Annotated in this window: 13 protein-coding genes; 9 read left to right on the forward strand and 4 right to left on the reverse strand. The window is 40.1% G+C overall.

Going from position 1 to position 20872, the window contains the following annotated elements:
- Positions 1-142 precede the first annotated feature (142 nt).
- Positions 143-1033: an ACP S-malonyltransferase gene (fabD, locus tag DVR12_RS04980; protein WP_116974370.1), complete on the forward strand. Its 891-nt coding sequence runs from the start codon at positions 143-145 to the stop codon at positions 1031-1033.
- 35 nt (positions 1034-1068) lie between these two features.
- On the opposite strand, the gene DVR12_RS04985 is transcribed toward fabD, so the two are convergent.
- The 3 genes from DVR12_RS04985 to DVR12_RS04995 all read right to left on the reverse strand — a co-directional run bounded on the left by DVR12_RS04985 (position 1069) and on the right by DVR12_RS04995 (position 3625).
- Positions 1069-1920 carry a GNAT family N-acetyltransferase gene (locus tag DVR12_RS04985; protein ID WP_116974371.1) on the reverse strand — a complete coding sequence of 284 codons (852 nt, stop codon included), beginning with the start codon at positions 1918-1920 and terminating at the stop codon, positions 1069-1071.
- 74 nt (positions 1921-1994) lie between these two features.
- Entirely contained in the window at positions 1995-2459 is a 465-nt protein-coding gene (locus DVR12_RS04990; protein ID WP_116974372.1) for a GNAT family N-acetyltransferase, read from the reverse strand.
- A gap of 17 nt (positions 2460-2476) precedes the next feature.
- Positions 2477-3625, reverse strand: a complete 1149-nt coding sequence (locus DVR12_RS04995; RefSeq protein ID WP_147323408.1) for a serine hydrolase domain-containing protein — start codon at positions 3623-3625, stop codon at positions 2477-2479.
- An 83-nt stretch (positions 3626-3708) separates the two neighbouring features.
- On the opposite strand from DVR12_RS04995, the gene DVR12_RS05000 reads away from it, so the two are divergent.
- The 4 genes from DVR12_RS05000 to DVR12_RS05015 all read left to right on the forward strand — a co-directional run bounded on the left by DVR12_RS05000 (position 3709) and on the right by DVR12_RS05015 (position 8889).
- Positions 3709-4200 (forward strand): DinB family protein, encoded by a 492-nt coding sequence (locus DVR12_RS05000; protein ID WP_158563202.1) that lies wholly within the window; start codon positions 3709-3711, stop codon positions 4198-4200.
- 48 nt (positions 4201-4248) lie between these two features.
- Complete coding sequence (locus DVR12_RS05005) at positions 4249-4947, forward strand: NUDIX hydrolase (RefSeq protein WP_116974375.1); 699 nt, start codon at positions 4249-4251, stop codon at positions 4945-4947.
- 72 nt (positions 4948-5019) lie between these two features.
- Positions 5020-6933, forward strand: coding sequence for a sensor histidine kinase (locus DVR12_RS05010; RefSeq protein WP_116974376.1), 1914 nt, complete (start codon positions 5020-5022; stop codon positions 6931-6933).
- Positions 6934-6969: 36 nt separating this feature from the next.
- Positions 6970-8889: a tetratricopeptide repeat protein gene (locus DVR12_RS05015; RefSeq protein WP_116974377.1), complete on the forward strand. Its 1920-nt coding sequence runs from the start codon at positions 6970-6972 to the stop codon at positions 8887-8889.
- Positions 8890-8964: 75 nt separating this feature from the next.
- On the opposite strand, the gene DVR12_RS05020 is transcribed toward DVR12_RS05015, so the two are convergent.
- Positions 8965-9975 (reverse strand): beta-ketoacyl-ACP synthase III, encoded by a 1011-nt coding sequence (locus DVR12_RS05020; RefSeq protein ID WP_116974378.1) that lies wholly within the window; start codon positions 9973-9975, stop codon positions 8965-8967.
- A 182-nt stretch (positions 9976-10157) separates the two neighbouring features.
- Here DVR12_RS05020 and ruvA point away from each other — a divergent pair, with 182 nt between their 5' ends.
- The 4 genes from ruvA (at position 10158) to DVR12_RS05040 (ending at position 20866) form a co-directional block, all read left to right on the forward strand.
- Complete coding sequence (gene ruvA / locus DVR12_RS05025) at positions 10158-10745, forward strand: Holliday junction branch migration protein RuvA (protein ID WP_116974379.1); 588 nt, start codon at positions 10158-10160, stop codon at positions 10743-10745.
- 35 nt (positions 10746-10780) lie between these two features.
- Positions 10781-18052, forward strand: a complete 7272-nt coding sequence (gene sov, locus DVR12_RS05030) for a T9SS outer membrane translocon Sov/SprA (protein ID WP_116974380.1) — start codon at positions 10781-10783, stop codon at positions 18050-18052.
- Positions 18053-18177: 125 nt separating this feature from the next.
- Positions 18178-18519 (forward strand): hypothetical protein, encoded by a 342-nt coding sequence (locus tag DVR12_RS27470; RefSeq protein WP_147323409.1) that lies wholly within the window; start codon positions 18178-18180, stop codon positions 18517-18519.
- A gap of 100 nt (positions 18520-18619) precedes the next feature.
- On the forward strand, positions 18620-20866 hold the full coding sequence (locus DVR12_RS05040; protein WP_233522132.1) for a TonB-dependent receptor: 2247 nt from the start codon (positions 18620-18622) through the stop codon (positions 20864-20866).
- Positions 20867-20872 lie beyond the last annotated feature (6 nt).

Consider the following 20872-nt stretch of genomic DNA (forward strand, 5'->3'; position numbering starts at 1 on the left):
TTTCACACAAAGTAGCAAAGAAGCTAAGACGCAAAGAAATCTAAAATTAAATTCTTTGCCACTTTGCTTCTTTGCTACTTTGCGTGAAAATTTCGTGAAACATTTTATATTTGAAAATTATTAATTTGATAATTAAACTTACATGAAGCATGCTTTCATATTTCCCGGACAAGGATCTCAATTTCCGGGAATGGGTAAAAATCTGTACGAGTCAAATACCAAAGCCAAAGATCTTTTTGAAAAAGCTAATGAAATCCTAGGTTTCAGAATTTCGGATATCATGTTCAATGGTACTGAAGAAGATCTGAAACAAACCAAAGTAACTCAACCAGCTGTTTTTTTACATGCTGTAATTGCGTTTCTATGTACAGATCATGCAAATCCCGATATGGTTGCTGGTCACTCGCTGGGTGAATTTTCTGCTTTAGTTGCCAATGGTGTATTATCATTTGAAGATGCGTTGAAGCTGGTGGCAATCCGCGCCAATGCAATGCAGAAAGCTTGTGAGGTTCAGCCTTCTACTATGGCTGCTATTTTAGCACTGGATGATGCTAAGGTTGAGGAAATCAGTGCTGCTGTTACTGCCGAAACCGGTGAAGTAGTTGTAGCTGCAAACTATAATTGTCCTGGTCAATTAGTTATTTCCGGCTCTATAAAGGGTATTGAAATTGCTTGTGAAAGGATGAAAGCTGCTGGAGCTAAGAGAGCCCTGGTATTACCTGTAGGTGGTGCTTTCCACTCTCCGTTAATGGCCCCTGCCAAAGAAGAACTGCAAGCTGCTATCAATGCTGCTGTATTCAATACTCCAAGCTGCCCTGTTTATCAGAACGTTGTTGCAAAAGCAGTAACCAATCCTGCTGAAATTAAACAAAACCTGATCGATCAGCTTACCGGTGCTGTAAGATGGACTCAATCCGTTCAGGCAATGATTGCTGACGGAGCAACTGAGTTTACCGAAGTTGGTCCTGGTAAGGTGTTGCAAGGGTTAGTACAAAAGATTAATAAAGAAGCTGTAGTAAACGGCATCAACTAATATTTTAAAGGGTGGAAATTTTCCACCCTTTATTTTTAAATATCCATCCCCATCTCATACTGGGAAATATATTGAGTTAATCCTGCCTGTTCAAGAAATGTAATAATTCCCTTTTGTTCGTCATCGATATTAATAATAGAAAAGGGGCCGGAAAGCTGCTCTACTGCACATTTCAGCAATGCATTTCCTATTCCCTGTCTTCTGTATTCCTTTGCTACTCCAATACTGCGTATTCTTCTCGTATCGCGATGCACTGTAAGATACCCCACTGTTTTATCGTCGATTTTTGCTTCCCAGGTAATAATATAGGCTGCTTCACGGATCATGCTTACTATCGTATTGGACCAGGATGGCGTCATATCAGAAAACTTACTTAATGCTGCCCAATCAGGGTTTTTGTTTTTAATGATGTTGATATCCGGAACTTTCTTTGAAAGCTTTATATCGCCCTTAAAACACTGAAAAAGGCGTAGCTTCCTAAAACCAGTGGAAGAATAGGATTTGATTGCAGGCAAATTGGTGCTGATAACCTCCAGTAACAATTGTTGTATTCCTCTCTCCTGATAAACCGGAATAAACTTATTATACATCTGCTGTACCAACCTTTGCCCCCTATGAGAAGCTATAACTCCGGTACCTCCATTGTACAGGATTTTTGGATGCTTGTCGTTATCCGGAGCATGTAAAATAAAACCTCCAAGTTCATTATTAAAAAATGCTCCGATAGAATGTGGTAATTGCAGGTTTTCTGCTTCAATTTTTTGTTGAAGAATAGAAGGGGTAAGATGTAATGGAACTACATAATCACTGAATGCGGTATTAAAAATATCGCATAAATAATTAATTGAAACTCCCTGTAACGTTTTGATGTTTGGACACTCAGCCATATTAGAAAAGGTATGTCAACAATTTAGGAAGGATTGATGACATACCTTTCATGAATTATATGAATGGAATAATATTATAGATCGATGCTGACATTGATCCATTCAGGATCAAATTTATCTGTATATTTTTTATAGAAGTTGATAGCTGGTGTATTCCATTCCAATACCTGCCAGACTATCCCATTAAAATTCTTCTCCTTTGCTTCCACAATTAATTGATCCAAAAGGAGTTTGCCTAACCCTTTACCTCTGAAGCTTTCGGTAACAAGAATATCTTCCAGATACATTCTGCATCCTTTCCAGGTGGAATAGCGAATATAGTAAAGCGCAAATCCCTGTACTACTTCCTTCCCATCTACGAGGGTTGTTGCTACAAATGCTTTCCACACAGGATTTGGGCCAAATCCGGCTTCTTCAAAATGTGGAAGGCTAACAGTAACCTGTTCCGGCGCTTTTTCATAAATGGCCAGTTCCATTACTAATTCCATTAAACGCGGGCAATCTTCCTTACGCGCAACTCTTATTTTAATATCTTCCATACTTATCTTTTGAAACTTTAGTCTGTTGGTTTCGAGTTAATTCCCAACGAATCCCCAATTTGCTTCAGAATAGCCGGCCACCAATCTACTGACCCCCATTTCTTACCAAAACGAACTATAACGGCCTGGGTACGCGGACAAATGTAAATAAACTGCCCCTTTGCACCTAGTGCAAAGTAATCAAAAGTTGAGTCATCAATTTTCCATCCCCACCAAAGGTATTTGTAATAACCATGGTTACTGGCTGTCCAACGGCTAAGAGGAGGATTCAATACCCCGAGGTACTTTTTACTGTCGGGCTTCGTAGCTGGTGGACAAACTGCTTCATGCAGCCAGTCGGTTGAAACGATTTGCCGGCCATTCATTTTCCCACCTTGCAGGCATAGTGCTCCAAACCTCACAAAATCCATTGCCCGGGCATTAAAGCCGCTTTCCATTTTGGCAAACCCTGAAGTTTTACTATCCAAACTCCAGGAAGCATCGGCTTCAGCACCAATGTATTGCCATATTTTTTCCTGAAAATATTGAGGAACAGGAACACCTGTAACTTTTTCCAGGATTAATCCAAGCAGCAGTAAATTGTAGTTGTTATAGTGGTAGGTGGTACCTGGACTTTCAATGACTTTGGCTTTTAAAGCTTGTTCACGGAGATTTAGGCCGTAGTAAACTTTGGCGTCATCAGACCAGGGAGTTACCCCTTCCTGATATGATAAGCCAGAAGACATAGTAAGGAGATGTCCGATGGTAATGGAACCATGTTGAAAATGAGGTAGATATTTACCGATAGGGTCTTCAATACTGGTAATTAAACCTTCATCGAGGGCGATTCCTACCAGCACTGCAACCATCGATTTTGCAACTGAAAAAGAGGTGTTTATAGAATCTTTAGTATAACCATTGGCGTAATGTTCAAACAAAATCTGGTTTTGTTGCATGACAATGCAGGCAGTAGTTCCTGTTTGATCTAACAGAGGAATAAGTTCAGCACTCAGCGGTTGTTGTTTAAACTGATATTCGATAGTTGGGGGCTGCCAGATGTCCGGGGCCGGGATAAAACTTGTAGTTGCAGGCCCTTTCTTAATAGTGGCAAATGGAAAGTACCGATAGTCAGTAATGCGGGGTACATTATGAAATATACACCTGTTCAGATAAATAAGCTTGTTCATGGTATAGAAATCAATGGCATCACAAATATCGTGTAGCAAAATCAAACAATATTGTAATTTGTATGAATTCTAAGAGAGCGAATATGAAAAATGTTCTTCTTCCGTACATTTCCTATAATCATTGGGCGAACCAACAATTGACCAAAGCCTTATTGAAGTTAAAGCCTGAGCAGGTGGATATGACCTGGGGTAAGGCAGAAATTTCGGTCCGGGAATTGGTAAAACAGTTATGGACCTTTGAATTTAGCTGGTATCAGCGACTTTTGATGGTAGAGAAGGTGGTGGACCCGTCGGCCGGTTTCGAGGGGGATTTTGAAGGGTTATGCAGCAGATGTCTGGAGCAATCAGCTTTATTGGAGAATTGGGTCAACACTGCAACAGTGGCCCGGTTGGATCATACGGTGGCCTATACGTTGAAGAAGAATGAACATTTCAAAACGTCGGTTCGGGATGTGTTGCTGGAGGTCTGCAATGGAAGTTCATTGCTACGTGGACAGCTAATCGGTTTATTGCAGCAAATAGGGGTTACCAGGTTGCCGGTAATAGCTTATCGCAGTTTTAAGCCTAAAAAGTAACGTGTTTTTATTATTTTTACCAGATATTCTGCCTATTAAAGTTCCGTTATGAATGCAGCTTCCTCATTTTATAGTAAAGCGCCACGACACCTGGTGGCGGTAGATTGTATCATTTTTGGTTTCGATGAAGGTCGGTTGAAGCTGTTGATAATGGAACGTAAAGTGGCTCCTATGGCCGGTGAGTGGTCATTGGTTGGAGGCTTCGTACAGGAAGGGGAAGGTATAGATGAAGCCGCGGCCCGGGTCTTGGAATTTACAACGGGTCTGGATAATATTTATATGGACCAGCTTCATTGCTATGGAAGTGTTAACCGCGATACGGGTGCAAGGGTAATTTCTGTAGCCTACTATGCGCTGATTAGGATTAAAGACCATAACAGGCCACTGGCAAGAGAACATGGAGCCCATTGGTTAGAATTACATGAAATCCCTACACTGATTTTTGATCATAATAAGATGATAGAAGATGCATTGGCGGCTTTACGCAACAATGCACAATTCCATCCCATTGGCTTTGAACTGCTACCGGAGAAATTTACGTTATCCCAACTCCGTAGCCTTTACGAAGAGATCTATCAACGCACCCTCGATAAGCGTAATTTCCGGAAAAAGATCCTTTCTCTGGATGTTATAGAGAAATTAGAAGAAAAGGATAAAACATCTTCAAAGAAAGGGGCACATCTCTATCGTTTCGATCCCGAAAAGTATGAAGCATTAAAACGCAAAGGGTTAGTTTTCGAGATTTAGGAAAATGAACAAAATGGCTAACCGTTTTGCTTTTGTTTAGTGCTACTTTTATAGGGCGTAAAATACCCTTATATGCGCTACATCCGTCGGGTGGGCATTCTTGGTCTGTTGTTCGTTTATACTACACTCTACGCCCAACGTTATGAAATCAGGACTGCTAAACAATTGCTATCATCTGCCACCGATAGTATCAGATATGTAGATGCCCTGAATAAAGTATCTGCATTGTACCTTAATTGCCAGTTGGATAGTGGGGGCATTTATGCCCATAATGCCTATAACATTGCGGCCAGAAACAAATATCTGAAAGGCATAGCTGATGCTAATAGAAATCTGGGCAGATACTACTTACTGCGTCCGCAGGTTTATTTGGCTACCAGATGTTTTGATCATGCCCTGATTCACTACCGGCAAGCCGGCGACTCTGTGGGGGTAGCTTTGACATTGGCACAGCTCGCTGTTTGTTATCACTTTCAAAGAAATCAGGTAGGAGCCAATCTCTCTATTACAGCATCTTTCAAAAGTGTTATAAAACCTTCAGACTCCATTAAAAGTTTTTTACTGGTCACTTACTACGCTGTATTTATTAATGACAGTACCACTCGTAGGGCCGCAAAATCAGCTCTAAATGAGCTAAATAGCTTAAATAGCCAATCAGTACCCCTGAATGTCAAACTCTTAGCACAGTTATACGTTGCCAAAGAACTGATTGAAGCAGGGAAAATGGATACTGCTATTGGGTTATTAAAAAATAATTTGCAGCAATCCGATACGAGCGGACTGACGTATATGTCGTTATATACCTGCAATTTTTTAGGTACTCAACTGGCAGTCAATAGGAACAAAGACTCCATATTCTATCAGCAAAAAATGATAGAATACGGTGTAGAAGGGGGATATACTGGTTTAATATTAGGAACAGTAAATAAGCTGGCATCCTATTATTTAAAGAAAAATGATCAGACGAGAGCGGCAGAATATAGCCGGATAGCCCTGCAAATAATGCAGCAGCAACAGGAGGGAATAAAACAGGGGGAAGCTGATTATCTGTCTTATTTTTTTGGGGATGAAAAGCTGAGAACATTAAAGCGGCAACACGAATCTCAATCTGCTTTATTGGCCAGCACTTCTACCAATAGTCGTTTTGCCTATTACCAGATGATCCTGATAATAATTGCAGTATTGATTTTAGGAATATTCCTGTCGGTAATTTACAGGCTGTATAAATTATCTTATAGCAGCACAGTTTCTTTAAAGGAGTGGCAACATGAATTGGTTATAGGGAATAGGGCATTACAACAAAATGATGATTTCAAGAATAAGCTTATTTCCATGATTGCTCACGATTTTAGAACCCCATTACATAATATTGTTAGTATAACCGGTTTTGTAAATGAAGAAGTATTAACAGTTACAGAAGCAGCCGCCATGATAAAGCAGGTTGATAAAACAGCGGAATATACTTTGCAATTGTTTGAGGAAATTTCGCGTTGGATCCGTACTCAGATTTCAGGTTTCAAATATCAACCAATCAGCCTGTCTGTTAATGAATTAATTTCAAAAACACAACAAAGTTTAGGACAAACACTCCATGAAAAAAATATAAGACTGGTAGTAGATATTCCGCCATCTACATACGTCCTGGGAGATTTTGAAATGATTCAGTTCATACATAGAAATTTCCTTCATAATGCTATTAAATTTTCATCTGATAACGGAATTATCAGAATTGTTAGTGAAAAGGAAAATGGCGTAGTAAAAATTTTGTTTGTTGATGAAGGAGCAGGAATTGATAAAGATATTTTACCTCAATTATTTATTTGGAATAACACTACAAAAGATAAGGACCGGATGAATAAAGGAGCAGGTTTGGCATTGATAATTTGTAAAGATTTTATAGAAAAGATGAATGGTACTATAGGTGCTTTTAATAATGAAGATGAAGGAAGCACATTTTATTATCAACTACCCTGCATTGAAATTTAATCGTATCTGCATGATATAACATTGGGTGTTCGATCGATGGCTTATGTATTTAAAACAAGCTTTCGCAGCTGTGTTTTTACTATCATATGCCTGATTTTAATATTGCCTGTCAGCAATGTTAAGGCTCAGCGCAATTGCGTAGGTAAATTATACAAACAACTTGTTACTTGTAATGATAGTATTCAGCTCGCCAATACCCTTGGCGCAATAGCGGTGTGTTATCAATTCTCTGAAACAGATAGTAGTATCAGGTATGCCACCGAGCAACTAAAGCTTGCCGCTAAAATAAATTATAAAGCAGGTAAGGCAGATGCGTATGATGTATTAAGTGATAGTTATGCTTTAAGAACAGATTATAACCTCGCAATTCTTTATGCATATCAGGCTTTACAATTATACAAGGAGCTGAATGATAGTATTCGTGTTTGTAACTCACTGAGTCAGGTAAGTAATTATTATGCAATTCAGGGAAGAGTTAGTGATGCTAACAATTACTTTTATGAAGCATTGAAAATTGCTAAAGAAATCAGTCCGGTTGCTGATTCCATCTATGGTGAAATGCTAACAAGTTATGTTAGAAAGTATTATGGAGATTATAAGTACAGAGACTCTGTTGATTGGGCTTTGAAGAAAGCTATCCCGATAGGCAGAAAGTATCCGGGTAGCAGTATGTCTATTTACTTGCAGGCTTATGACCTTGATACCTTGCTTAAAACCGGGCAGGGGCATCTGGCTGAAGATTCTATTAATTCTTTGGCTACCATAGCCATTCATAACAACTGGCCACTTGTGGCTATTGATCTGTATAACCGGCTTATTTCCTTTAGTGATTTGGGGTATCCTACTGATTCTATACATTATCAGGAATTAATTTTTGAGTTGGGTAAGCAGTGTAAGTGTCTTGAGTTGAATCTTGCTGCTATGGCCGGATTATTTGATCATTATAAACAGGTGGGAGATACAGAAAAGCTGGAATGTTTTACTAAAGAAATACTTACTATTTCGTCAAATAACCGCTATGATCCTGAAGTACACATGATTAATTTTCTTGAGTATTTCAATAAAGAGAAATCGCTTTATCAGTTGGCTAGCAGTAATCAGTTAATGCAGAGCGAGCTGAATGAAATTAAAATGACAACAGCACAGCGTAAGTGGATATTCAAGGCTTGTATTATTATTCTGATGTTACTTGTGATTTTGTTGATAAGTAAATATCGTTCTTACCATTTGTTGAAACGGCAGCAAGAAATACAGATAATAAAAAATGCCAGTGTTTCTTTGGCACATATTAAACTGAGGGCAAATGATGAGTTTAAGAATAAGTTGATTGCTATCATAGCCAATGATTTCAGTGCACCATTGAAGCAGATTTCGGCGATTACCGGACAGCTTAAGGTATCTGATGCTGACCAGGTTTCAAGTATTAATCATATAAAAAAAATAGCGGTTGTTGCTCGGGGTTCTCTTTGTGTTTTTGATAATATTTTAAAGTGGGTAAAATTGCAATTATCTGGTTTTACATATTCCCGGAAACCTTGTAAACCTTATGAGATTTTAAAGGGAGTCCTTAAGCATGTTTCTCTGGATATCGAATCCAGGAACATCCTATTTGTGAATCAGATTCCTCAGCAGCTTGTTTTTTTGGCTGATGCAGAAATGCTTACAATGGTGCAGCAGCACTTGATGCAATTGTCTATCCACTTTACAGAGCCGGGAAAGTTATTGGTTATATCTGCCTGGGAAGACGACGCAACGTCGCATATCCGGCTGATTACGGAACCTTCGATGCCAGTATCAATGGTAATAAAGAACCTTACAGACTGGCAGAACAATATGTATGCTTTGAGCTATGCAATTACTCAGGATTTTATTCAGAAAATGGAGGGAACATTAGAGGTAATTGCAGCAGAGGAAAAGTATTTAGTTTTTCATGCTATGTTGTCAAAAGACAAGTAGTAAATAACAAAGAGAGGGTGTCTCAAAATTAGTTTTGAGACACCCTCTCTGGTTGGAGGTATGTAACTAAATCAATTATTTGCCGACTTTGTCTCCATCATAAGCCCATTTGATGTAGCTGGCACCCCAGGTGAAGCCACCGCCAAATGCGGCCATGATAAGATTGTCTCCTTTTTTCAATTGTTTTTCATAATCCCAGAGACATAATGGAATAGTACCGGCTGTGGTATTACCATAGCGTTGGATATTCATCATTACTTTTTCATCCGGAACATTGATGTATTGAGAAGTAGCAGAGATGATACGTTTATTTGCCTGGTGAGGTACCAGCCATGCAATATCTCCGGAATTGAGATTATTGCGGTCCATCAGGTTTTTAGCCGCTTCCGACATATTAGACACTGCATATTTGAAAACCATTTTACCTTCCTGGTAAACATAGTGTTCACGATTGGTAACAGTTTCAATTGAAGCAGGTTTAACAGAACCGCCAGCTTTCATGTGCAGGTATTCACGACCATGTCCGTCACTCTTCAGGATACTGTCGATCAGTCCATACCCTTCGGTATTAGGCTCCAGCAATACGCCACCGGCGCCATCACCAAAAATAATACAGGTAGTTCTGTCGGTGTAATCGATAATAGAGCTCATTTTATCGGCTCCAATTACCATTACTTTTTTGTAACGGCCACTTTCAATAAAGCGGGCGCCTGTATCCAATGCATAGAGGAAACCAGAACAAGCTGCACTGATATCGAAACCGAAAGCATTTTTTGCTCCGATTTTGTCAGTAACCACATTAGCGGTTGCAGGGAATGTCATGTCCGGAGTTACAGTAGCGACAATCAACAAATCTATTTCTTCAGGAGTTATGCCCCTTTTCTTGCATATCTCGAGCGCCACAGGTACACATAAATCTGATGTTCCCTTGCCTTCTCCCTTCAAAATTCTTCTTTCCGAAATACCCGTCCGGGTTAAAATCCAATCGTTTGTTGTATCTACTAATTTTTCTAATTCCTGGTTAGTTAGCACGTAATCGGGAACATACCCACCCACCGCTGTAATAGCGGCCGTTATTTTATTCATATAAACTAAATATGTGTTTAAAACGAGGCGTAAAAATACGATATAAACGTATATTTCCTAAAAAAGTAGAATATGTTGAACTTTAAAGGTTGCCAATCCGTTAAAAGTTAGCATCTTTGCGCAGGTTTACGCGGTATATTATTTTCCGTAAGTTTACTAAATTACTGAACCTTTACCTTTGTATGATTGCTTATCTCAATGGAAAATTAGCGTATAAGTCACCTGCTCTTGTTCATCTGGATGTGAATGGAATCGGTTATGAAGTGCAAATTAGTCTGAATACCTACTCCAGGATTCAGGACATGGAAAGTTGCAAACTATTAACCTTCCTCCAAATAAAAGAAGATGCACACACCTTATATGGTTTTTTTGAAGAAGCTGAAAGAAGCCTGTTTTTATTGCTAATCAGCGTTTCAGGAGTTGGGGCCAGCACTGCAAGAATGATGTTATCTTCTCTTCAACCGGAAGATATCCAGCGCGCCATCATGATGGAAAACGAGAGAATGCTGGAAAGTATTAAGGGAATTGGTGCAAAAACAGCCAAAAGAATTATTCTCGAACTGAAAGACAAAGTAGGGAAGATCAAGGAAACGGGCATACATTTATCTGCTGCCGTAAACAATACAATGCAGGAAGATGCGTTAAATGCTCTGGTAACTCTGGGTATTACCAGAAACATGGCCGAATCGGCAATCCAGAAAGTCATGAAAAATGAGCCACTATTGCAAAACTTGGAAGAGCTGATCAAAAAAGCCCTGAAAAGTTTATAATAAAAATTTAAAGTCCTCTATAAAACCTATTTTTCTTGGCAAGAAAAACATACTATGGTGCTATTGCAGTAACAGCAATCGTATCCTTTTTAATTGTTAATACTGCCGCTAGAAATCGTTCGTGGGATCCGAATTTACTGAAGATAAGACCTGTGACGCCCGATTCTGTTATCAACGGGCAAGCCAAAATCGATTCTACCGGAAAGAAAGATACACTGAAATACCCCCTAAAGGATAGACGTGGCCCCAATTTAACAGATAAGGGGGCAGGATCAGCTATTGACCTTAAAGATCCTTCCAATATTAACAAAACTGTGGAATACGACCCGGTTACTAAACAATATACCGTTACCGAAAAGATTGGTAATCAATATTATCGTAACCCTACCTATCTCAGTTTCGACGAATTCTATAAGCTTCAATCACAACAAAGCGAACAAGACTACTGGCAAAAACGTGCCAGTACCCTGGGAAACCTCAACCAACGTGGTAATGGTCCTACCCTCTACAATGGTAATAACCTGTTCGACAGAATCTTTGGCGGTAGCAAAGTAGATATACGCCCTCAAGGAAGCCTCGATCTCACCTTCGGATACCAGGGCCAGAATATCAAAAACCCCGTATTGGTCGAACAAGCCAGAAGAAATGGCGGATTCAATTTCGATATGGGTATCAATATGAACGTTGTTGGTAAAATCGGTGATAAACTCAAACTTCTCACCAACTACAACACCCAGTCACAATTCGATTTCGAAAATCAGGTTAAACTCGAATATACCGGCTATAATGATGAAATCATCAAGAAAATAGAAGCCGGTAACGTGAGCTTCCCCCTCCGCAGTACCCTCATCTCCGGTATTCAATCCCTTTTCGGGGTGAAAACACAACTGCAATTCGGAAGGTTAACAGTAACCAGTGTTCTGTCTAACCAAAAATCCCAAAAGCAGAATATGATGCTGAAAGGTGGTACCCAGGTACAGGACTACAATATCAGAGCCGATGAATATGAAGATAACCGACACTTCTTATTGGCACAGTTCTTCCGGGATACCTTCAATTATGCAATGTCTAATCTCCCCATCATTCGTTCAATGGCGAATATTACACGCCTCGAAGTATGGGTTACCAATAAAACTGGTGCTACTACTCAAACCCGCGATATCGTGGGCTTGATGGACCTTGCAGAGTACAAACCATATAACCAGAGCATTCACGTTAATACAAGTTCTCACCTGCCCGACAGAGGAACTAACAACTTATATGCTAATCTGATCAGTGACCCGGCCAGCAGAAATACCGGAACGGTCGTCAGCCGCTTATTGGCTTTAGGCCTGCAACCTGTCTCGGAATTTGAAAAAACTTTCGCCCGTAAGCTCGATTCTACCGAATACATTTACAATAAACAACTAGGCTTCATCTCTCTGAATCAGCAACTCCAACCCGATGAGGTACTGGCAGTTGCTTATCAATATACCTACAATGGTAGGGTATACCAGGTCGGTGAATTCTCTCAGGATGTACCTCCTGATCAGAATAATAGTGCCAACCAACCCGTATTATTCCTGAAACTCCTGAAAGCAACTTCCGCCCGCCCTGTTCTGCCTATCTGGAACCTGATGATGAAAAACATCTATGCTACCGGTGCTTACCAGGTAAGCAAGGAAGATTTCAGAATGGATGTTTATTACAAAGATCCGGGGGCCGAAGGACGCCCACCCAGCGATAAAAGATATATCCCTGATGCGAAAGGCGATTATGCCGGTGCGCCGATTATCTCCATCCTGGGCCTCGACCGACTCAATAACCAGTTAGACCCTCAGCCAGATGGGGTATTCGACTATGTTGAAGGCTATACCATCAATTCCCTCAATGGTAAAATCATGTTCCCAACATTGGAACCTTTTGCCGATGGATTGAAAAAGGCTTTTGGAAACGATGCCGGACTGGAAAAACAATATCTCTACAGAGTACTCTACGATTCAATCAAGGTGGTTGCACAGCAATTTCCGCAACTCAACAGGTTTGTAATCAGAGGTTCCTATAAATCAACCAACTCCTCCGAAATATTGCTGGGAGCAGGTATCACCATTCCTCCAGGTTCGGTTACTGTTACCGCAGGTGGACAACTTCTCCGGGAAAATGTGGATTATATTATCGATTATAACCTGGGTCGTTTGAAAGTTATTAATGCAGGTATCCTGAATTCTGGAGTACCTATTAATGTACAGTTCGAGAATAATGCCCTATTCGGTCAGCAGGTCAGAAACTACTTTGGTACCCGCCTCGATTATGTGATCAACGATAAATTTAGCCTGGGTGGTACGGTAGTTAGAATGAGCGAGCGCCCTTACTATCAGAAAGTGAACTACGGTGAAGATCCAATCAAGAATACAATGGTGGGATTCGACGCTAACTACGCTTCTGAATGGAAAGGACTCAATAAATTCCTTGATAAATTACCTAACTATACCAGCACTTCTCCTTCTACCATTCTCTTTACCGGGGAGGTAGCAAGATTATTTCCTGGTCATAGCAAATTAGTAAATCAGCCAGGTTCAAGACAGGGTACTGCATATATAGATGATTTTGAAGGGGTGAAAAGTGGTTACGATCTTAAGTTCCCTGCAACCAGCTGGGCCCTGGCTTCTACACCGAAAGGTGCAACCAGTGCAAGCGGACAGGTAATGTTCCCTGAAGCTGAAGCAACCAATGTACTCGACTATGGTAAAAACAGAGCGAAAATAGCCTGGTATATCATAGAACCTACCTTGCAGTTGCCAAAATCACCAAACCTTCCGGTTGGTATCTCTCTGGATGATCAGTCAGATCCCCGGGTAAGAATGGTGTACCAGAAAGAAGTATTCAAAAACAGATCTACCGATTTTGGTCAAAGTCAGCTTAGTACGCTCGACTTAGCTTACTATCCAACAGAAAGAGGTCCGTATAACTTTACTTCTTCGAATTTGCAAATGGACCGTAACGGATTGCTGAATCGCCCGCAAACCCGTTGGGGAGGTATCATGAGGGCGATTGATAACAGTGATTTCGAGACTTCAAACATTGAGTATATCGAATTCTGGATACAGGATCCATTTATCAAACAACAGAATAGCACCGGTGGTGCCCTCTATTTCAACCTCGGTAACGTTTCGGAAGATATCCTGAAAGACGGTAAGAAGTTTTTTGAAAACGGAATGCCAGATCCAAACCAGGACCCTAATAAGATCGACTCATCTAAATGGGGCCGTTTCCCTAAGTTCCAGCAACAGATCACTCAGGCTTTTGATAATGATCCAAACATCCGTAATTATCAGGACGTTGGTTATGATGGTCTGAAATCTCAGGATGAAGCTGCGTTCTATCATGAATATATGGATACCCTGAGAATGAATTTTGGAGGAACTCCGGTTTATAATCAGGCACTCAAAGATCCATCGAACGACGACTATAAGCATTACCGCGATCCATCCTATAATGGCTTGCCTATTCTGCAACGCTATAAAAATTATAGCAATCCGGAAGGTAACTCTCCTGTTTCCGATTCTAAATCCCAGTATTCTTCAGCTGCAACCAACATTCCTGAATCTGAAGATTTGAACAGGGATAATACAATGAATGAAACAGAGGAGTATTTCCAATATAGAGTAGACCTGAAGCCTAATATGCAGGTAGGAACAAACTTTATTGTTGATAAGATTGAAGCAGATGTTACGCTACCAAACAATAATAAAGTAACAGAAACATGGTATCAGTTTAAAGTTCCTATCAATCAATACAATAATAAAGTTGGAAATATCCCCGACTTTAAGTCTATCCGCTTTATGCGTATGTTCCTGACCGGGTTCACTGATTCTGTTGTAGTACGTTTTGCGAAACTGGAATTGGTACGTAACCAATGGCGCAGGTATATGTATGAAGTAAAACCCGGAGATCCTATTCCTATCGATAACAGCACCACATTCAACTCTTCTGCTGTTAATATCGAAGAGAACTCCAGCCGTACACCTATCCCTTATGTACTGCCTCCGGGAGTGGTAAGACAAAACACTATCAGCACCAATAACACTACATTACAGTTGAACGAGCAGTCATTGTCTGTACAGGTTTGTGATTTGAAAGATGGAGAAATCAGAGCATTGTACAAGACACTGAATATGGATATGCGTCAGTATAAAAAGATGCAGATGTATATGCACGCCGAAGCAATGGGTTCTGCTACCGGATTGAGAGACGGACAGGTGCAGGCAGTAATCCGTATTGGTAGTGATTTCGTAAGCAACTATTACGAATATCGCATTCCATTGAAAGTAACAGATTGGAACGGTGCTAAAACAGCGTATGATATCTGGCCGGAAAGAAATAATCTCGAACTGGTATTGGCACAGTTGAGTGCATTGAAACAGAAGAGAAATATGTGTGATTCCTGCTCACCATTACTTCCATATCCTCAGAACCCGGTTGCTGACGAATATGGTAACTATATGACTGTAATGGGTAACCCTAGTTTGGGTGATGCAAGAACGATGATGATTGGTATCCTGAACCCTAAAGACGACGGAATGCCTAAATGTGCAGAAGTGTGGTTTGATGAACTTAGGTTATCTGATTTTGATGAAAAAGGCGGATATGCGGCATTGGCAAGAGTAGATGTTCAATTGTCTGATCTGGGAACAATTTCAGTTTCCGGAAATATGCACACAGCCGGATTTGGAAATATAGACCAGCGGGTAAACGAACGTTTCAGGGATAACTTCACACAGTATGATGCTGCTGCAAACCTTGATCTGGGTAAACTATTACCAAAGAAAGTAGGGCTGTCAATTCCTGTGTATGCCGGCTATTCACAAGCTGTAAGTAATCCGGAATACGACCCTTACGACCTCGACATCAAACTAAAAGATAAAATCGCGCTGGCAAGAAATAGAAGAGAAAAAGATTCTATTCGACGGGATGCACAGGACTTCACTTCAATCAAGAGTCTGAACTTCACAAATGTGCGTAAACTGAATTTAGGAGGAAACGGAAAACATAGGCTATGGGATCTGGAAAACTTTGATATCAGTTATTCCTTCTCGCAGATTATGCGCCATAATCCACTTATTCAAAACGATATGCTTACCAAGCATAGAGGCGGGGTAGGCTATAACTACGCAGGACAACCACATTATATAGAACCATTTAAGCGACTTATAAAAACCAAGACACATTGGTTTGATCTGGTCAAGGACTTTAACTTCAACTATGTGCCGGCTATTCTTAGCTTCAGGGCAGACGTGTCGCGACAGTTTGGAGTTACACGCGTTCGAAATGTGGGCGGTGATGTGAAGTACCAGTTGCCGGAAACGTACAATAAGTACTTTACTTTTGATAGATATTATACAGTGAAGTGGGATCTTACCCGTAGCATAAATTTTGAGTTTAATGCGGTTAATAATGCGAGAATTGATGAACCATTTGGCAGACTCGATAATTCAGAGAAGAAAGATACGGTACGTCGAAACTTCTTTAAAGGAGGTCGAAACACCAACTACATGCATAATGCCAACTTCACTTATACACTGCCTACTTCAAAATTCCCTGCTTTAAGCTGGACCAATGTTTCATTGGGATATAGTACAGAGTATAGATGGACAGGTGCATCACAATTGGCATTATACCTGGGTAATGCTATCGAAAACTCTCAGCAGAAGACTTTGAGAGCAGAGTTTAAGTTTACCGAATTGTATAACAAATCTAAGTTCCTGCGCGATATCAATGATCCTCGCAGAATGAATAATAACAATCAAAATAATAACAATAAAAAACCTAACAATAATCAACAAAATCAATCTACCCAACAACAAACAGCATCCAATGAAATCTCTCCATGGGTGAAAGGTATATTGAAACCATTAATGATGTTGAAACGTGTAGGCTTTAACTTCAACGAAAATGCCGGTACAAGATTACCAGGATATATAGACAGTACAAAGGCTTTAGGTATGAACTGGGCCTCAATGTCGCCAGGTTTGAACTTCGTTCTGGGATATCAGCCAGACAGAAAATGGTTCGATAAATTTGCTCAGAAAGGATTGGTAACTCCGGATACTATGTTCAATATTCAGGCACAGCAGCAATATACTGTGCGCTGGGATTTACAGGCCCAATTAGAGCCGGTTAATGATTTAAGAGTTGATTTAACAATGACTAAATCATTCACTAAAACCCATACTGAGTTATTTAAGAACCTGACAGATCCTGTAGACTTCCAGCACCTGAGCCCTTATGACGCAGGTGGATTTGAAATATCCTACATTGCTATTAAGACAATGTTTGGAAACATTAAAACGAAGGATGGTATTTCGCAGACTTTCCGCAATTTCGAATCTTATCGTAATGAAATATCTAAACGTTTGGGTGCCTTAAACCCTTACAATAAAGATCCGGGTGTTCCATCTACCGATCCTAAAGATCCGACATATGCGTACGGGTATACCCGTTATGCACAGGATGTGTTGATTCCTGCATTCCTTGCTGCATACACAGGTAAAGATCCTGATAAGATTTCGTTGTTGAAACAAGGAAACGATAATGTAAAAAGTAATCCGTTTAGTAACTATATTCCAAAACCAAACTGGAGCCTGACTTATAATGGATTAACGAAGATCGAACCATTTAAGTCATTCCTTACAAACTTTACTTTAAGACATGCTTATGTTGGTTCATTAAGAATGGATTCATACAATACATCCATGTACTTTGAAGATCCGCGACTGGCTGGTTTCCCTGCCTTCAGAGATACAGTATCAGGTAATTATTATCCATACTTTATGGTGCCAAACCTGACACTTACCGAATCATTCTCTCCGCTTCTCGGTGTAGATATGACTTTCATAAATAGTCTGAATGCCAGAGTAGAATTCAGGAAAACCCGTTCACTCAGTTTAAGTCTTATCGATTATCAGCTGACAGAAGTAAAATCCAGTGAAATAATAATCGGTGGTGGATATAGAATCAGAGGTTTACAATTGCCATTTGCTGTTAATAAGAGTGGGGCGCGCAAATTGCAGAACGATCTTAATATCCGTTTGGATTTAAGTTTCAGGGATGATAAGACAGCTAATAATCGTTTGGATGCCGATCTTGTTATTCCAACGAGCGGGCAGAAGGTAGTGGGTATTTCTCCATCTATCGACTATGTAGTAAATAACAGATTAAATCTGCGCTTCTTCTTCGACAGAAGACAGACTATTCCTGTTATTTCAACAGCATATCCTATTACCAGTACGAATGGAGGTCTTACATTCAGATTCATATTATCGCAATAATAATTGTGTAAAAATCATAATAAATGCCGGGGCGAATTTTATTGCTCCGGCATTTTTTCTTTGTGGTTTTGCTTGAAATGAATTAGGTTTGCGGCGTGAAACTCATTCCAATTATATGCATATTCATGGGGCTTTTGCTGCAAAACTTCAGCAAAAGCGTTATTGTTTTGCAATACTGGGCAAATGAGACCTATATCGCGAACAATCTTTGTGAAAACAGAGATAAACCCCAGCTGCATTGTAATGGTAAATGTCACCTGAAGAAAGAGCTTGAAAAAGACACCCAACAAGAGAAAAGTAATAGCAACAGCAAAGAGAAATTTGAAGTGATGTTTGTAGAGAATGTTCCGGTTTTTGAGAGCATTTCTTTTGAAGAACATACCACTAAATTTGCTGGATATCAAGACCCCATCTTCATTATTCCTGTATTTTCCATTTTCCATCCACCGCAGGTAGTAGTTGCATAAACATTATGACCTTACTATCTAACCACTGTTCGTATTAAAAGTACGAATCAGGCTACTTATTACGCACATGAGACAATGTTGTTTACTCATCATTGCTTGTATGACTGTACTATGCAGTTATGCACAGCAGATACATGGGCGTGTGGCTGATGCACAAACCAGGGAAGCATTACCCGGGGTTTCGGTACGGCTATGCCATGCCCCTAACGGAAGCACTACTAATTCGGCTGGAAAATTTGATTTATCAGCAACACCCGGCGATTCAATTGAACTATCCTATATGGGATATATAGGCTTGAAAATGCCTGCAGGAGAGGTTTCTGCAAAGAGTGTAATCTATCTTCAACCTTCTTCTACCAATCTTAATGAAATTATTATTTCATCTGCAAGAGATCAGCAACCCCGTACTTCAGCCCCTGTTGCTATTAGTACGGTATCCTCACAACAGCTGAATGAAGCAAAGCCTACTACTCTGGATCAGGTTTTGAATAAAGTGAGCGGAGTGTATATGGTGGATCTCGGGAATGAACAACATACTATGGCTATTAGACAGCCAATAGGATATAAAAGCTTATTCCTTTACCTGGAAGATGGAATTCCTATCAGAACCATCGGGGATTTCAACCATAATGCACTGATAGAAATTAATATGGCCGCACTCCGGAATATAGAGGTAATAAGAGGACCGGCTTCTTCCCTTTATGGAAGTGAAGCAGTTGGCGGAGCTATTAATTTTATTACAAGTGCCCCTGCTTTAGTGCCCACAGCTAAAGTACAGCTGGAAGGAAGCAACTGGGGATATAGAAGGGCAGATGTGAACATCTCCGGCACTTCCGGAAAAGTAGGTTATGTATTTGGTGGGTACTATGCTAATCAGCATAACGGATATATGGATCATAGCGATTTTCATAAGCTGGCCTTAACGGGAAAAATTGTTTACCAGCTTAATGATCGTAATAAATGGACCAATGCTATTTCGTATGTCGATTACCAGACAGACCAGATCGGGGGATTGGACAGTGCACATTTCTATGCCAGAGACTATAAGAACTTTCAGACTTTTACATATAGAAAAGTAAATTCTCTACGTATCAGAAGTACCTGGGATCATACGTGGAACAAATCTAACTATACATCCTTTACGGCATTTTTCAGAAATAATACAATTGGTCAGAATCCTTTTTATGCTATTAAGGATATCAGAGGCACCTTAAATGCCAATGGGCAAATCAATAGCGATGGCTTTAATAGTTATGGAATTATTATACAACACAAGAAACAATTCAACTGGAAGCAGGCAGCCCTGATTGCCGGTGTAAGCGCCGATTATAGCCCGGCTTCTTTCTGGGCCGACTATATAAATATTACGAAAGATGCTGATGGATATTACAGAAGTTTTGTGAGAACAGATTCTGCACTTACAAACTATAATGTGGGATTATTTAACAGTGCCGCATATACGCAGTTTGAATTTGTACCTGTTGAAAGGTTGAAAGTATTGGCGGCAGTGAGATATGACAGAATGGATTATAATTTCACCAATCATCTTACACCTTCTGCATATACCGGAGCGCCTAGTGAAAGAAATAATTTTAATGCGCTTACCCCAAAAGTAGGGTTAACCTATGATCTGATGAATAACCGGGGATTGTATGCTAATTACAGCGTGGGTTTTGCACCACCAAATATTTCCGAATTATATACAGGGGTAAAAGTACCGGTACTGAAACCTGCTACCTACTATAACTACGAAGTGGGTGGTTGGCTTGGGTTTGCAGATTCAAAAGGCTATATAGATGTTAGTGCCTATTATATGAAGGGTAGTAACGAAATTATAAGTGTCAGAAATGCAGATGGGTCTTATGAGAATAGAAATACCGGCGCTACTTCGCATAAGGGGATTGAATGGAATGTAAAGTACACGCCTATACGTAGTTTGTTTGTGAGAACCAGCGGTACTTACGCCATCCATTTATTTAAGGCATATGCCGATGGAACAAAAGTATATACTGATAACCAAATGAGCGGAGCACCTCGCTGGATCACCAATACTGAAATTACCTGGAAACCTCAGTTGATAAAAGGGTTTAGGATTGGAGCTGAATGGCAGCATTTGGGAAATTATTTTATGGACCCGGCAAATACATTGAAGTATGGCGGCTACGATTTATTTAATGCACGAATTGGCTATGAGTGGAAGGGATTTGAAACATGGATTAATGCAATGAATCTGGGCGATAAACTTTATGCAACAACTGCAGAAAAATCTGCGTATGGTGCAACATACAGGGTAGGGCCGCGTCAGACATTTAACTTTGGGATAGCTTACACTTTTACCGGTAAATAATGAATC

Source organism: Chitinophaga silvatica, assembly GCF_003419895.1.
GTDB lineage: Bacteria > Bacteroidota > Bacteroidia > Chitinophagales > Chitinophagaceae > Chitinophaga > Chitinophaga silvatica.